The 14,333-nt window shown below is 34.7% G+C and carries 14 protein-coding genes and 1 tRNA gene; 2 read left to right on the plus strand and 13 right to left on the minus strand.

Translation table 11 applies throughout. The features are described from left to right. The 3 genes from P8M54_RS04520 to P8M54_RS04530 form a co-directional block, all read right to left on the minus strand. Positions 1–788, minus strand: a 788-nt coding sequence (locus P8M54_RS04520; RefSeq protein WP_300285648.1) for a M56 family metallopeptidase, incomplete at its 3' end; no start/stop codon positions are given. After that, on the minus strand, positions 785–1,159 hold the full coding sequence (locus P8M54_RS04525; protein WP_300285650.1) for a BlaI/MecI/CopY family transcriptional regulator: 375 nt from the start codon (positions 1,157–1,159) through the stop codon (positions 785–787). The genes P8M54_RS04525 and P8M54_RS04520, both read right to left, overlap by 4 nt. 11 nt (positions 1,160–1,170) lie before the next feature. Then, positions 1,171–1,527: a hypothetical protein gene (locus P8M54_RS04530; protein WP_300285652.1), complete on the minus strand. Its 357-nt coding sequence runs from the start codon at positions 1,525–1,527 to the stop codon at positions 1,171–1,173. A 306-nt stretch (positions 1,528–1,833) separates the two neighbouring features. On the opposite strand from P8M54_RS04530, the gene P8M54_RS04535 reads away from it, so the two are divergent. Further along, positions 1,834–2,409, plus strand: coding sequence for a hypothetical protein (locus P8M54_RS04535; protein WP_300285654.1), 576 nt, complete (start codon positions 1,834–1,836; stop codon positions 2,407–2,409). Positions 2,410–2,561: 152 nt separating this feature from the next. Here the strand turns inward: P8M54_RS04535 and P8M54_RS04540 are convergent, their stop codons facing one another. After that, positions 2,562–3,950, minus strand: a complete 1,389-nt coding sequence (locus P8M54_RS04540) for a dipeptidase (RefSeq protein ID WP_300285657.1) — start codon at positions 3,948–3,950, stop codon at positions 2,562–2,564. Between the two features lie 112 nt (positions 3,951–4,062). On the opposite strand from P8M54_RS04540, the gene P8M54_RS04545 reads away from it, so the two are divergent. Beyond that, positions 4,063–4,144 (plus strand) — tRNA-Leu (locus P8M54_RS04545). A 161-nt stretch (positions 4,145–4,305) separates the two neighbouring features. On the opposite strand, the gene P8M54_RS04550 is transcribed toward P8M54_RS04545, so the two are convergent. The 9 genes from P8M54_RS04550 to P8M54_RS04590 all read right to left on the minus strand — a co-directional run. Beyond that, entirely contained in the window at positions 4,306–6,564 is a 2,259-nt protein-coding gene (locus P8M54_RS04550) for a glycoside hydrolase family 3 N-terminal domain-containing protein (RefSeq protein ID WP_300285659.1), read from the minus strand. A 228-nt stretch (positions 6,565–6,792) separates the two neighbouring features. Further along, positions 6,793–6,936, minus strand: a complete 144-nt coding sequence (locus P8M54_RS04555; protein ID WP_300285661.1) for a DUF885 family protein — start codon at positions 6,934–6,936, stop codon at positions 6,793–6,795. An 80-nt stretch (positions 6,937–7,016) separates the two neighbouring features. After that, positions 7,017–7,463 carry a hypothetical protein gene (locus P8M54_RS04560; RefSeq protein ID WP_300285663.1) on the minus strand — a complete coding sequence of 149 codons (447 nt, stop codon included), beginning with the start codon at positions 7,461–7,463 and terminating at the stop codon, positions 7,017–7,019. A 33-nt stretch (positions 7,464–7,496) separates the two neighbouring features. Further along, positions 7,497–9,263, minus strand: a complete 1,767-nt coding sequence (locus P8M54_RS04565; protein WP_300285676.1) for a DUF885 family protein — start codon at positions 9,261–9,263, stop codon at positions 7,497–7,499. Between the two features lie 200 nt (positions 9,264–9,463). Next, on the minus strand, positions 9,464–10,372 hold the full coding sequence (locus P8M54_RS04570; RefSeq protein ID WP_300285665.1) for a pseudouridine synthase: 909 nt from the start codon (positions 10,370–10,372) through the stop codon (positions 9,464–9,466). 230 nt (positions 10,373–10,602) lie between these two features. After that, positions 10,603–11,559, minus strand: coding sequence for a geranylgeranylglycerol-phosphate geranylgeranyltransferase (locus tag P8M54_RS04575; RefSeq protein WP_300285667.1), 957 nt, complete (start codon positions 11,557–11,559; stop codon positions 10,603–10,605). Between the two features lie 153 nt (positions 11,560–11,712). Next, entirely contained in the window at positions 11,713–12,123 is a 411-nt protein-coding gene (locus tag P8M54_RS04580; RefSeq protein WP_300285670.1) for a response regulator, read from the minus strand. Continuing rightward, a complete protein-coding gene (locus P8M54_RS04585) occupies positions 12,107–13,540 on the minus strand; it encodes a HAMP domain-containing sensor histidine kinase (protein WP_300285672.1) in 1,434 nt (477 codons plus the stop codon). Before P8M54_RS04585 ends, P8M54_RS04580 begins: the two co-directional genes overlap by 17 nt. A 144-nt stretch (positions 13,541–13,684) precedes the next feature. Further along, positions 13,685–14,333: mevalonate kinase (locus P8M54_RS04590; RefSeq protein WP_300285674.1), on the minus strand; the 649-nt coding region annotated here is incomplete at its 5' end.

Below are 14,333 nucleotides of genomic sequence, written 5' to 3' on the forward strand. Positions count from 1 at the left end.
ATAAGGCTTCTCGTGGTTGAGGTGTTTTTTGTCATCATAATTAATCTTTTTTTGGTTACTGAATAATTCAAATTACTGGCCAAGTAATAGGTTGGGTTCGCGTTTGCCTTGCTTATTAAAAGATTTTGGTAAAACGGAACATTGTTATGGGATTGCACTACGTGCTCATCAGCAAGGAATTCATGGTTGAGTTGAATGGCTTTTTTATAGAAATAAAATAATGGGTTAAACCAAAAAACAACTTTTAGGGTTTCTATCAATAAAATGTCTAAAGTGTGTTTTTGAGTAACATGAATGAGTTCGTGTGTGTACAATTCATGCTCGATTTTCCGGTTGTTGTAGTCTTCTTTATTGATGAAGATGGTGTTTAAAAAAGTATAAGGTAGTGTGGGATTAGATAACAAAACTAGTTTAGCATTATGAAAAGGTATTGCGGTCTGTGATTTTGATCTAAGGTATAATTGTAAACCATTTTTAATAAATCGAATCAATAGTACCAGAGTTACCACGCCATAGGCGGTGTACAAAAGAACCATCCAGTAATTAGTAGCTTCTTGAACCGATGCAGTTGGGTTTTGTATTAATTGAAATACATCTTGCGGAAGTGTTTTGGTGGTAACTTCCTCAATTACCTCAATTGTAAAAAACGGAATAGAGAAGGAGAATACTAAACCAAATAAGAGAAAGAATCTATTGAATTGGTGCATTTTTTCCTTTTCTAACAGCAAGTGATAGCAGGCCAAAAGAATGGCTAAAGATGCGGTTGATTTAATTAAAAAGTCTATCATTTTTTCTTTTTTAAAATGGCACTATCTACTATTTTTCGAAGTTCTTCTAATTCCTTTGCTGACAAATTCGTTTCATTAGTAAAAAAGGAAGCGAATTGAGAGGCAGAGTCGTTAAAGAAATTCTTTATTAATCCATTAACGTGTTTAGAAAAATAATCTGTTTTCTTGACCAATGGATAATATTCTCTAGAATTCCCAAATTCAGTATAAGCAACAAAATCTTTATCGATCATTCGTTTTAATAAGGTGGCAACAGTGGTTGTTTTAGGTTTAGGCTCAGGAAATGCCTCCAATAGGTCTTTCATAAAAGCTTTTTCTAATTTCCAAAGGTGCTCCATCAATTGTTCTTCGGAGTTTGTTAATTGTTGCATTGTATGTTATTTTAATTTTTTAGTTTCTTCTTTTCAGCGGTTAGTTCACCCTCTTTATAGGTACTTCGGGACAGTAACTTTCCTTTATTGTCATAAAATTTCCATTCTCCTTGGTAATACCAATGCGCGTATTTGCCACTTGTGTCTAAAACTGTTTTTCCCTTAGATTGCAATTGTCCATTTTGATGATATGATTTGGTTTTACAAAAACGAGCTTTGTATTTTTCTTTTTTAATTAATTTCCCATCTAAATAATAACGCCATTTTTTAGTTGGCTCATTGTTTTTATAATTCCCAATTGATTTATACTGCAAAGTATCCAAAGCGTATTTTTCGACCCAAAGGCCTTCTCTTTTTTTATTTATCATTTGATTCTTCACTGTTGGTGAACACGAAACGAGAACTATCGCAATGCAATACAGTACTAGGGATTTACTTTTCATATTCTACAAAACAAGAGGTTCTTCTACAAATGTAGAGTTAAATTTTAGATATGCAAATTTATTTCGTGAAAAATTGAACTAAAGAAATTGATTTCGCGGTAGTTCATGATTACAGCCAAAGTACTAAGTGTTGTGTTTGCTGGGAATACAAGTAAAATAGAGAGCTGAAAGGAGTGGTATTGGTCTAATATTTGTTAATTTTGTAGTATGACTTTTAAAAAGAAAAACAGAATGAAAACTAGATTAGTAGTATGTGCTTTAGCGTTTTTTGGAATGCAGTTTGGTTATGCTCAGGAGACAGCTCCAGTTGTAAAAGATTCGGTTGCAGTTGTACCTGTACTAGCTCCCGTTTCGCAGGAAATGCTGAATAAGGAAGCTTTTAAAGAACAAGCCAAAGCGGAAAAGGCATTGAAACAAGCTGAAAAAGACCGAAAAAGTGCTCAAAGAGAACAAGACAGAGCTGAGAAAAGTTTGAAAAGAGCGGAGAAGGCAAAGCAAAGAGAGCAAAAAGCAAGGGAAAAAGCAATCAAAGCGAGAGAGAAGGAGATAAAAAAAGCAGAGAAAGAAGCCAAACGTATCGAGAAGGCAGATAGGTCAGTTGAGAAATTAAATGATAAAATTGACAAAGCCGAGAAGCAGTTAGATAAAATGAAATCTAAATTAGACAAGTCGGTTTCAAGAGGAAAGTTATCAGACGTTGAATTGCAAAAAGAAAACTTGAAGGTTTCTAAACAAGAATTGAAAGTAAGTAAATTAGAAGAAGATCTAAGATCAGCACAACAGAAATTAGAAAAATTGAAACGATAGTATTTAATCTCCAACTTAGGTTGGAGATTTTTTTTTGGTTATTATGTTGCAGTAGCATCGTTTAAATAGAGAAAGCTATCTATAACTTATAAGGCATGTCAAAAAAAAAATCCGTTCATTTCTGAACGGATTTTCTAAGTGATCATTTGATTTTATTTGCTTAATTCAACAAAATACTTGTAGAATAAAGGAATGGTTTCAATTCCTTTTAGGTAATTAAAAATTCCAAAATGTTCGTTTGGCGAGTGGATGGCATCGCTGTCGAGTCCAAATCCCATTAAGATGGTCTTACTTTTTAATTCTTTTTCGAACAAAGCTACTATTGGAATACTTCCTCCGGAGCGAACCGGAATCGCAGGAACTCCAAACGTTTCAGTATACGCCATATTTGCCGCTTGGTACCCAATACTATCAATAGGTGTTACATAACCTTGACCTCCGTGATGTGGTTTTACCTTTACAGTAACGCCAGCAGGAGCGATGCTCACAAAGTGCTTGGTGAACAGTTCGGTAATTTGCTCCCAATCTTGATTTGGAACTAAACGCATTGATATTTTGGCGAAAGCCTGACTAGCAATAACTGTTTTCGCGCCTTCACCAATATAACCGCCCCAAATTCCGTTTACGTCTAACGTTGGACGAATTGAGTTTCGTTCATTAGTAGTATATCCTTTTTCACCATACACATCGTTTAGTTTTAGTGCGTTTTTATATTGTTCTAGGCTAAAAGGTGCTTTGGCCATTTCAGCTCTTTCTTCAAGTGATAATTCTTCTACATTATCATAAAAACCAGGAATAGTAATGTGGTTGTTTTCATCATGAAGCGACGCAATCATTTTAGATAAAATATTAATTGGATTGGCCACTGCTCCACCATACAAGCCCGAATGTAAATCGCGGTTAGGCCCAGTTACTTCCACTTCAACATAACTTAAACCACGAAGCCCAGTTGTAATAGACGGCTGCTGATTAGAAATCATTCCGGTATCAGAGATTAAGATTACATCGTTCTTTAATTTCTCTGTGTTGTTTTCTACAAATGTTTTTAAGTTAACACTCCCAACTTCTTCCTCGCCTTCAATCATGAATTTCACATTACAAGGCAAGTTGTTGTTTTTGATCATGTATTCGAATGCTTTCACGTGCATGTACATTTGACCTTTATCGTCGCATGCACCACGTGCAAAAATTGCTCCTTCAGGGTGTAAATCGGTGGTTTTAATAACAGGTTCGAATGGCGGAGATGTCCATAATTCGATTGGATCAGCCGGTTGTACATCGTAATGCCCGTAAACCAAAACAGTAGGTAAGGTAGGATCGATCATTTTTTCTCCATAGACGATAGGATATCCATCGGTTTCGCATATTTCAACGAAATCACAACCTGCTTGCTCTAAGCTGCGTTTTACGGCTTCGGATGTGTCGATAACATCTTGAGAGTAAGCGGTATCAGCACTTACCGAAGGTATTTTTAATAATTCGATTAATTCATTGATGAAACGATCTTTGTTTTCTTGAACGTATGACTTGATATTTTCCATTGAGTGACTTATTTTTTATTATTTCAAAAGTACAAAAAATAGAATTATATTTTTTTTAAAAAAATCCTTTGAAAGTTCAAACTTATAGTTATATTTGCACCCACAATTGCACGCGGATATGGTGAAATTGGTAGACATGCCAGACTTAGGATCTGGTGCCGCAAGGCGTGTAGGTTCGAGTCCTATTATCCGCACTAAAAAAGCTTCTCAATCGAGAAGCTTTTTTTATTTCCAAAACACATACTTCCCGCCTCCACAACGGAGCAATTTCAAAAGTTGGAGCTACAAGATTCTGGTATTCTGTTGCAAAAAAAAAAGACTCCTCATTGTAGAGAAGTCTTTGTGAGTTCAATCATTATTTTAAAATGAAATCTTTGGTTTGATTCCCAATTTGAATGGTAAATGTACCGTCTTCGGCAATCCATTTTAAATCTTCTCCCACAAATTGCAGGTCTTTTTGATTTAATGTAAATGTTACTTTTTTAGTTTCATTGGGAGCTAAGCTTATTTTTTCAAAACGCTTTAATGCTTTAACCTCAGGCGTGATACTAGCTACCTTATCTGATAAGTAGAGTAATACTGCTTCTTTTCCGGCACGTTTTCCTGTATTGGTTACGTCAATTGTTACTGTTACTGAATCAGAATGGCTAATTTGGGACTTATCGACTGTTAAGTTCGAATACTCAAACGAAGTATAAGACAATCCTGTTCCAAATTCATATTGTGGAGAATAGCTTTTTTGGTACTGTGCATCGTTATTTTGTTCTTCGTCTCCTAGACTTTCGGTATATTTTCGATTGTACTTTTCAAGAGAGTTGGTATAGCGAGGGTAGTTGTACGGTAATCTTCCGCTCGGGTTTACCTCTCCATACAAAATATCTACAAGTGCTCTTGCACCTTCATTTCCGGGTAAGTAGCACTGAAGTACAGCTTCCATTTTATCTTCGAAATCACTTATTATTCTTGGTCGGCCTTCGTTTAAGATTAAAACAATAGGCTTATTTAATTTTGATAAAGCTAAAGCCAGTTTTATTTGCGGTTGGCTTAGGTATAAGTTACTAATGTCTCCGGGAGTTTCCGTATAGTTTTTTTCGCCTAGACACAAAATAATTTTGCTCGCATCTTGGGCAAGTGCAACTGCTTTTAAAATTTCGGCATCATCTTCTTTTTCTAAATCAGCACCAGCGGTGTAAAATACGTTGGTTTTTCCTATTTTGTTTTCAACTGCTTCAGGAATCTTAAATTTATATGCAGCATACTTTTCAGAGTTTTCACCTTGCCAGTTATATGACCACCCACCGTTCAAGTATTTCATGCTATTGGCGGTTGGACCTGTTACTAAAATTTTTTCTGTTTTACTCAAAGGTAAGATTGCGGCTTTGTTTTTTAATAATGTGATAGATTCAGCAGCTGCATTATAAGCGACATCTATGAATTCTTGGGAACCAAATTTAGGATAGTCCTTTAAATCAGCACTATTGCTTTCAAAAAGATTGACTTCGAATTTCATTCGTAAAATTCGGCTAACCGCATCGTCTATGCGAGACATCGGTACTTCGCCTTTGGCAACTAAATCCAATAAATCAGTATAAAAACTGTAGTCTTCAGGTACCATACTCATATCGATTCCTGCCAAAACAGCTTTTTTAACGGCGTCTCTATTATTTTCGGCAACTTTATGCCTTGTATATAGGTAAATAATATCTTTCCAATCAGTCACGACAACCCCTGAAAAGCCTAGTTCATTTTTTAAAATAGTAGTGATTAAATGTTTGCTGGCGTGCACCGGAGTACCATTGATTTCTCCTGAGCTAACCATAATACTTTTAGCCCCTGCTTTTATAGCGGCTTGGTAAATAGTTAAATCAAATTGTCTCAAAACACGTTCGGGAATAATACTAGGTGTTCTGTCCTTTCCGGTGGTGGTGCTTCCGTATCCAATGTAATGTTTCATGCATGAAGCTACGTTGTATTTAGATCCCACATCTTTGCCTTCAAATCCTTCAACCATTGCTACGCCCATTTGCGAGGATAAATAAGCGTCCTCGCCGAAAGATTCCCACATGCGAGACCACGAAGGATTCCTTGGTAAATCTAAGTCGGGAGAAAATACCCAAGGGATTGAGGAAGCTCGTGTTTCGTAGGCAGATATTTCAGCACCTCTTTTAGCGATGTCAGTATTAAATGTAGCCGCAATACCTATTTGTTGCGGAAATAAAGTGGCTCCTGCTGTGTAACTTGATCCATGAATGGCGTCAATACCATACAAAACAGGAATTTTTAATCGTGTTTTGTTCGCTTCGTTGTTGATTGTTGTAAGTACTTCTTTCCATTTTTGAATGGTTGGAGCACCAGGATTTGGTACGTTTAAAATCGAACCGATATGATAATTTTGAATTCCTTCTCGTAACTTAACCATGTCAAAAACACCAGCTTGCCCTTTGACTTCAAAACCAGTTACGGTCATCTGAGTCATTTGTCCCACTTTTTCTTCAATCGTCATCTTAGAAAGTAATTCAGATACTTTTTTGTCAATTGCAGTCTTTTTAGTTTGACTAAATGAAGTAGCTGAAGTTAAGTATAGCGCAAGCAATAATAGGATTGTTCTTTTCATAATGTACTTAGATTATTAGTCCTTAAAAGTACTCGTTTTTTTAGGGATTATTTTTTTGTAGCGCATTTTTACAAGAATAGGATAACTTTAACGTTTTCGTTTTTTGAAATTATGATGATTTGATCAGATTTCGTCTATTTATTTTAAATAAAATTCAGCAATAAGGGTACAAAAAAGGTCTCCTTGAAAACGCAAGGAGACCTTTTTAAAATGAATAAATGGGTAATTTTATTTTTTTTCAGCGATCCAACCATCAATTTTACTCCCTAACAAAGCAAGTGGCATTACTCCAGATTCCAAAACCTTTTCGTGGAATTTTTTAATGTCAAATTGTTTTCCCATTTTGTCTTGCGCTCTTTTGCGAAGCTCCATGATTTTTATTTATTAATACCAAAAACCTCTTAGACAGTGCAAAAGAGGTTTTTGTGCATAAAGCATTTTTTTAATTAGGTCTAATAAATGTCAAGGATTTTGTATTCGGTTTCATTGTATTTGAACGAGGAATCCTTTTTAAGACCGCGCATTTCCGCATAAAGTGGAGCTTTGTAGGACATTCCAAAAAAAGCTGTTCCAGCAACTTCAAAATTTTCAATAGAAACACAAATGTAAAAAGTCATTTTGTTTGTAACAACTACTGCTCCAGGTTCTACTATATCACAAACTTTTGAAGGATCTAAACTCTTTAGGAATTCCATTTCCCTTTGTGCAAAGGTAAGTTCGTTACCAATGGCATTAATTAATTCCATTTTACCTGCTGTGCGACTTTCAGATTGACTTGGTGAGTGGTCGTGGTCCACGGCATCAGATTCCATGAGCTCTAATCGAGTTGTAAATCCATCAATTAAATCATTCTGTTTTTGAAGGCAAGCTTCGTGTATTAGTTTTTTGGGAATATTCATAGATTATTTTTTATTTTAATTTAAATGATTCAATTATTTCTTCTCGGCGATCCAACCATCAATTTTACTCTCTAATAAAGCAAGTGGCATAACACCTGATTCTAATACTTTTTCGTGGAATTTTTTAATGTCAAATTGTTTTCCCATTTTGTCTTGTGCTCTTTTGCGAAGTTCCATGATTTTTAACTGTCCTATTTTATAAGATAGTGCTTGTCCAGGAATGGCCATGTAGCGTTCGATTTCGGTCGTGATACTTGCTTCACTTTCGGCTTCGTTTTCTAAAGAGTATTTAATGGCTTGTTCTCTCGTCCATCCTTTGCTGTGCAAACCGGTGTCAACTACTAATCTCACGGCTCGGTGCATTTCGTTTCCTAACATCCCAAAATACTGATAAGGATCTTTATATAATCCTAGTTCTTTTCCCAAGCTTTCTGTGTATAACGCCCAGCCTTCTCCGTAGGCACCAAACCAATTGTATTTTCTTAAATCAGGAAGGTTCTCATTTTCTTGCTGCAATGAAATCTGAAAGTGGTGACCCGGAATAGCTTCATGTAAAAACAAATCTTCATCGCCGTACATATTGTATTCTTTTACATCCGGAATTGGAACATAAAAAACACCTGGTCTAGACCCGTCAGCTGCTCCTTGATTGTATTCAGCACTTGCGGTATTCTCTCTAAACGCTTCTGTTCGTCTAATCTCAAATTTTGTTTTAGGCTGTAGAGAGAACAATTTATCTACATTAGGCTTGATGATACTGTAAATTCGCTCAAAATTTGCGATTACTTCTTCCGGTTTTTTAAATGGTTTTAACTCTGGTTTGTTGCGAACATATTCGAAAAATTCCAAAAGTGTTCCTTCAAATCCTACTTGTTTTTTTACTTTTTCCATTTCGGCAGTTAAACGCACTACTTCATTAAGTCCTAACTCATGAATTTCGGCGGGAGTCATAGCTGTCGTAGTCCACTGTTTTACGTAGGTTGAGTATAGTTTTTGTCCAAAAGGCAAACTACCAATCCCACTTGTTGCTCGGGATGCCGGTAAGTATTCGGTTTTTAAAAAGGTAGCCATTTTTTTGTACTGCGGAATCAATTTTTCATTGATCATTGCGGTATATTTAGCAGTAATGTCCTTTTTTGTTTCTGCTGAAAAGTTGTCGGGCATTATTTTTATAGCTGAATAAAATAAATTGTCTTCGATGTTTGTGGTTGCCATCTCGTCAAATTGTGGAATCACTTTTACAGTTAATGATTTTGGTAAAACTGCACCTTTCGCAATTCCTTTTTTCATGTATACCATAGCGGAGTCAATCCAAACGCTATACGTGTCCATTCTTTTCAAGAAATTAGTATAGTCTTTCTCCGTTTTAAAAGGTTGAGCACTACTTCCTCCTGCAAATTGTCCCATTGTTAGGTGTGTTCCCCAAAATTGGTGTACGGGCATTAAATTCGTAGGTTCGTTTAGCAGCTCTTTCCCAACGGCAACTTCCCATTTGATTATCTCGTAGCTGTTTTTTTCCTCTGCCGAAAGGTTTTTGTTATCGATTGTGTCCAAGGTTTTATCATATTTATCAAAAAAATCAAATTGAGCTTTTCTAAAGCTATCGGTCATTTCAAATTGCAACTGATCGTTGTATTGATTTTGTCCGTTTTGTGTTGCTCCTAAAGGATCTAGTGCGTTTTTATCATCAAAGTACTGCTTAGTTACAGTCGAAAAATCTATTTTTTTACTTTCTGATTTGCAATTCACCAATAGGGCTGAACAGAGAATTGCAGTTAGAAATACCGAAGTTTTTTTCATCATTTATCAAAATTAAGTTTACGTAAAGCTATGATAATTTTAATTAAAAGCGCGCTAATTAACTTCGTAAGTTTCTGCAATAGCCAATTCATCGCTTTTTTAACATAAGTAGGCGAGAACTTTTTGCAGAAAGGAAAGTAAAGACCAAAAAAAATCCTATTCAATATCGAATAGGATTTAGTATAGCTTAAAAATGAAATTTATACATTTTTCAAGTTGATAATTTCTTGCTCCGTAAGCAATCTCCAGTTTCCTCTAGGAAGGTTCTTCTTAGTTAAACCAGCAAATGAAACACGGTCAATTCGCAATACATCATAGCTAAAATGTTCAAATATAGAACGAACTACTTTAACGTTAGCTGATCTTAATTTTAAACCTATTTCGCTTTTAGCTTCGCCTTCGATATAACTTATATCTTCAACAAATACGCGGTGTCCATCAAGAACAAGTCCTTTATTTATTTTTTCTAAGTCCTCAAATTTCAAGTTTTTATCTAATGAAACTTGGTAGATTTTAGATGATTTATTGGTAGGTAACGTAAATTTACGAATCATGTCCGTATCATTAGTAAACAACAATAATCCAGTCGTATTTTTATCCATTCTTCCTACGGCACCAATTTTTGCTGTAGTAGAACCTTTTACTAATTCTAAAACATTACGAAATTCCTGCCCTTCGTCCATGGCAGTGGTAAAGTTTTTAGGTTTGTTCAATAAGATATAAACCTTTTTTTCAGGAGTTAATGTAGCACCATCAAAGTTAACTACATCACCTGGTTTTACCATGTAACCCATCTCGGTTACGGCAACACCATTTACTTTTACGGTACCTGATTGAATGTAAATATCCGCATCACGACGCGAGCACACGCCTGAGTTCGAGATGTATTTATTCAATCTTATTTCGTCTTTAACCTTAGGTCTTTTTGGTGCCTGATTCGCTTTTTTCTCTACTTTATCAGTAGCAACTTCTGCAACTTTAGTTGTAACTTTTACTTTTTTAGGCCCTTGAGCGCGCTTCTGCATGGCAGGTTTTGGCTTATTAGAGTGTGGTCGTGAGCTATTTGCTCTTCCGCCTCCACTTTTATTATTGCCTTCCTTGTTATTCATAATAATCGATAATTTGCGCAAAGATACTATTTATATAATTGGCAATCAATAACTCCACATTAAAATGCTAAATCCTTAATTTAGAGTAGAATCAATTCTCTGGTATTTTTTTTAGGAGCACTCTCCTGCTTTCCACTGTATCTTTTACTTTTAGAAAAAAAAAGTAAAAGGATGCCGTTGCAATCAGGGCTAGGCTAGTAGTACAATCAAAAAACAGAATGAAAACAGTTTTAAAGTAGTAACAGTATTTTTTTACTGTTCCATAATGCACTTGGGTTAATGAGGATTATGCAAAAAACACCAGCCACAATCAAAAACTTCAATACATTGTGAAGTAGTAAATACTGGCCTTTACGTTCTGATTTCCATAAGTAGAGTAAGAAGAAAAGTAACAGAATAAGGCAACCATAAAAGTAGATTTCCATCATGCCCACATCATACACGTCAACCAATAAGTAAACTGGCACAATAGTCAATCCTACTAGAAGTGTAATGATTTTTTTTGACATGATTTCTCCATATAATATCGGTACAGTTTGATATCCATTCGCTAAATCGCCTTTGATGTTTTCTAAATCTTTAATCATTTCCCTAATGAGTAAAAGAAGAAATAGAAAGCAGGCATGCGAAAAGATAACGGCTAAATTGTTTTTGTAACTTGCAATTTCTTCAAAACTTAAGTTGAAGTAGTAGTGTAGTAAGATGGCAAAAAACGGAATAACTGCTAAAACGGCCGCAGTTAAATTCCCAATCAAAGGGTACTTTTTTATTTTATGAGAGTAAAACCAAATCAGAAATATATAAGTCGAAAAAAACAAGAAAGCACGCCACGATACTATTAATGCTAAAAAGGAAACGATAAAGTTTAAAATAAAATAAACGGAAAGCTTCGTTTTTTGACTTACTAATCGATCCAGCATCGATTTATTAGGTCGATTTATCAAGTCTTTTTGGCTGTCGTAGAAATTGTTAATAATGTAACCTGAGGCGATTGTTAGGGACGAAGCTAAAACCAATAAAAACAGGTTTAAGTCTAATAGATTAGCTAATGTTCCTTTTTCAGGAGCGAGAATAAACAGGGCAGAAAGGTATTGTGCTAAGATGATCACCGGAATGTTGTACCCTCTAACTACAGAGAACAAACTGATGATTTTCATTAATAAAAGCTTTTGTTTTCTGCTTAACATTTTGGAAACGCGTTTTGAAATAGTGGTTGATAAAAAGTGTCTTTATCTTACATCAAATTTAAGGCTTTGTTTTGGTAAAAACCTACAAAATATTTAAAACATAGTATTTCCACTTTATTTCATAGGCTCTTTTTGAGACGAATTAAAAGTGGACTAGCTTTTAGTTTCGGTTGCAAGTAGTACTGCTGATAATTCTTCAACTTGAAGTGGTTTGCTCAAGAGCGTATGTACGTGCGTATTTTTTTGAGCTCTTTTTTTATCGTTAGGGTCTAGGGAGGAGGAGAGCATTACAATTACAAAATCATCAATACTAATCCTATTGTGTGGGTTGTCAAATTCGTCTAAAAATTCGAAACCATCCATTTCAGGCATTTTTATATCTAGTAAAATAACCAAAAAAACATCCTTTTCTTTTTTATAATGTTGCAACCATTGTAGAGCTTCTTTGCCACTATTAACCACATGAATATCCTGTAGGTTCAGTTTTTTTTTGAGCAGTTGTTTGGTGACAATCTGGTCAATGACATTATCATCAATGATTAATATTTTATGATTTAGCTTCATGATTGTTAGGTATTGTGATTGTAAAAGTGGTTCCAACAGTAACTTTGGAACTTACCTTTATTGATCCATTCAAGTGTTCAACAGCTTCTTTCACGATATATAGACCCAAACCGGAGCCGTTGTTAGATGAGTTAGTGACAAAAAACATATCAAATATTTTGTCTTGGTGTGCCAGGTCTATTCCAGTACCGTTATCTGAAAACTCAATTATAAAACCATTTTTATTAAGATATGTCTTAATATGCAAAAATGGATTTTCTTTTTCGGGATCAGAATATTTGATGGCATTAGATAGGAAATTATTTATAATGATGCGCAATCTCAGTTCATCATTAGTGATTAGGTCTATCGCCAAGTCTGTGGTTATTGTTATCGAACAAGAGGACTTCGTAAATTTATTTTGGGCGATACTCTCGTTTATTAACGTTGCCAAGCTAAGATTAGTTATGGTAATCTGCTTTCTTTTATTTCTTGAGTAGTCGATAATATCTCGAATGTATTGATCTTGCTTGATCAAACTATCACTCATCATGTTTAGATAGAGGTTAAACTGATCTGAATCCTGCTCTAATTTCATTACTTCAATAAGTCCTTGAAGGGAAGAAATGGGAGCCCTAAGGTCGTGCGATGCACTATAAACAAACTTATCTAATTCTTTATTCGCAATAATTAATTTGCTGTTCTTTTTATCGGTTTCAGCAGTAGATTTTTTTAATTTACCAAATAGTACGTTATAATATACACTAACACTACTTATTATGATCAGTGTCAAGACGATATTTATTAATAAAAGATAGGTTTTCATCGCTCTAGTTCCTTCTCCCAAAGAGTAGGAAAATTTACTTTCACTACTATTAATTTCATGCGATATGTTGTTTATCTGATTTAAAAAAGATTTCTTCTCGATTGCTGAAAGTGATTTCTTTTTCATCTGAGAATTAATTTCATGACCTAATTTCGTTAGGTTTTCGATTTGGCGGTCTGACTTGCCCCATTCTGATATGGCAGTTTTAAAAAAAGAGATGTTTTTGAAATTATTAAAAAGCCATATCATGTCATTTATGTCTTTTTCATCATTTCTCCCAGCTCGAAATCCATCTTTGATAACGTTTTTTCTTTTGGTTGTAAGTAATTCAATCCGAGCTAAACGATCTCCTTGAGGAACAAGTAATTCTATATTAAAATCTTTCCATTCTTTTGATTCTCCGGTAAATAGATAGGAAATTAAATTTCTAGTACCATCTTTTTGTGCTTTAGAATAGTGTGATTCTCCATTAACATATGCCCTACATGAAGAAAGAATTTTAATAGTGTAGTAGTTTACAAAAATCAAAAACGAGCAGGACAGAACTACAATCACGAGCGGTGTGAAAATAGTATGTGGAGTAAATTTTTTAGTGATAGCTTTGTTATTCATACTTATCTAGTAAATGCGCTTTATAAAAACAAAAGATGTCACTCGCTATTTTCAATGTTCTCCTTGAAAACGCGTTGACTTAATTCGCCAACAATTTTGTTTTATGAGGGCACAAAATTAGCGCTAGTAGGTAAATAATTTGTTTTAAAACTGATAAACAACTTCAAGTTTGTAATCTTTCAAGGATAATTTAGCACGCTCTAAGTCTTCAGTAAAACCTAAAATATAACCACCACCGCCTGATCCACAAAGTTTCAAGTAATAATCATTAGTGTCAATTCCGTTTTGCCAAATCGCATGGAATTGTTCTGGGATCATTGGTTTAAAATTACTCAAAACCACTTTAGATAATTCTTTAGTATTAAGAAACAAAGATTTCATGTCGCCACCAAGAAAGTTCTCTACACAAAGATCCGTATATTTTACAAACTGGTTTTTCAACATGGTTCGGAAGCCTTTGTTTTTTAAGTTTTCCATAAAAATATTCACCATTGGAGCAGTCTCTCCGATAATTCCAGAATCAAGTAGAAACACAGCGCCTTTCCCGTCAAAACTTTGGTTTGGAATTCCAGTGGCTTCAATGTTGTCTTTAGAGTTAATAAGGATTGGTATGCTTAAATAACTGTTTAGAGGGTCTAAACCAGAACTCTTACCATGGAAAAAACTTTCCATTTGTGAAAAGATATTTTTTAATTCTAGTAATTTTTCTCTTGTCAAGTTTTCTAGAACAGTGATTTTGTTGTGTGCGTATTTATCATATATAGCGGCTACCAATGCGCCACTACTACCCACA

The organism is Flavobacterium sp. (genome assembly GCF_029242675.1).
Classification (GTDB): Bacteria; Bacteroidota; Bacteroidia; order Flavobacteriales; family Flavobacteriaceae; genus Flavobacterium.

Coding starts and splice junctions, on each gene's coding strand:
- P8M54_RS04585 (WP_300285672.1), bottom strand. CDS start 13,540: ATGAATAACAAAGCTATCACTAAAAAATTTACTCCACATACTATTTTC.
- P8M54_RS04560 (WP_300285663.1), bottom strand. CDS start 7,463: ATGAATATTCCCAAAAAACTAATACACGAAGCTTGCCTTCAAAAACAG.
- P8M54_RS04555 (WP_300285661.1), bottom strand. CDS start 6,936: ATGGAGCTTCGCAAAAGAGCGCAAGACAAAATGGGAAAACAATTTGAC.
- P8M54_RS04550 (WP_300285659.1), bottom strand. CDS start 6,564: ATGAAAAGAACAATCCTATTATTGCTTGCGCTATACTTAACTTCAGCT.
- P8M54_RS04525 (WP_300285650.1), bottom strand. CDS start 1,159: ATGCAACAATTAACAAACTCCGAAGAACAATTGATGGAGCACCTTTGG.
- P8M54_RS04565 (WP_300285676.1), bottom strand. CDS start 9,263: ATGAAAAAAACTTCGGTATTTCTAACTGCAATTCTCTGTTCAGCCCTA.
- P8M54_RS04580 (WP_300285670.1), bottom strand. CDS start 12,123: ATGAAGCTAAATCATAAAATATTAATCATTGATGATAATGTCATTGAC.
- P8M54_RS04570 (WP_300285665.1), bottom strand. CDS start 10,372: ATGAATAACAAGGAAGGCAATAATAAAAGTGGAGGCGGAAGAGCAAAT.
- P8M54_RS04530 (WP_300285652.1), bottom strand. CDS start 1,527: ATGATAAATAAAAAAAGAGAAGGCCTTTGGGTCGAAAAATACGCTTTG.
- P8M54_RS04535 (WP_300285654.1), top strand. CDS start 1,834: ATGAAAACTAGATTAGTAGTATGTGCTTTAGCGTTTTTTGGAATGCAG.
- P8M54_RS04575 (WP_300285667.1), bottom strand. CDS start 11,559: ATGTTAAGCAGAAAACAAAAGCTTTTATTAATGAAAATCATCAGTTTG.
- P8M54_RS04540 (WP_300285657.1), bottom strand. CDS start 3,950: ATGGAAAATATCAAGTCATACGTTCAAGAAAACAAAGATCGTTTCATC.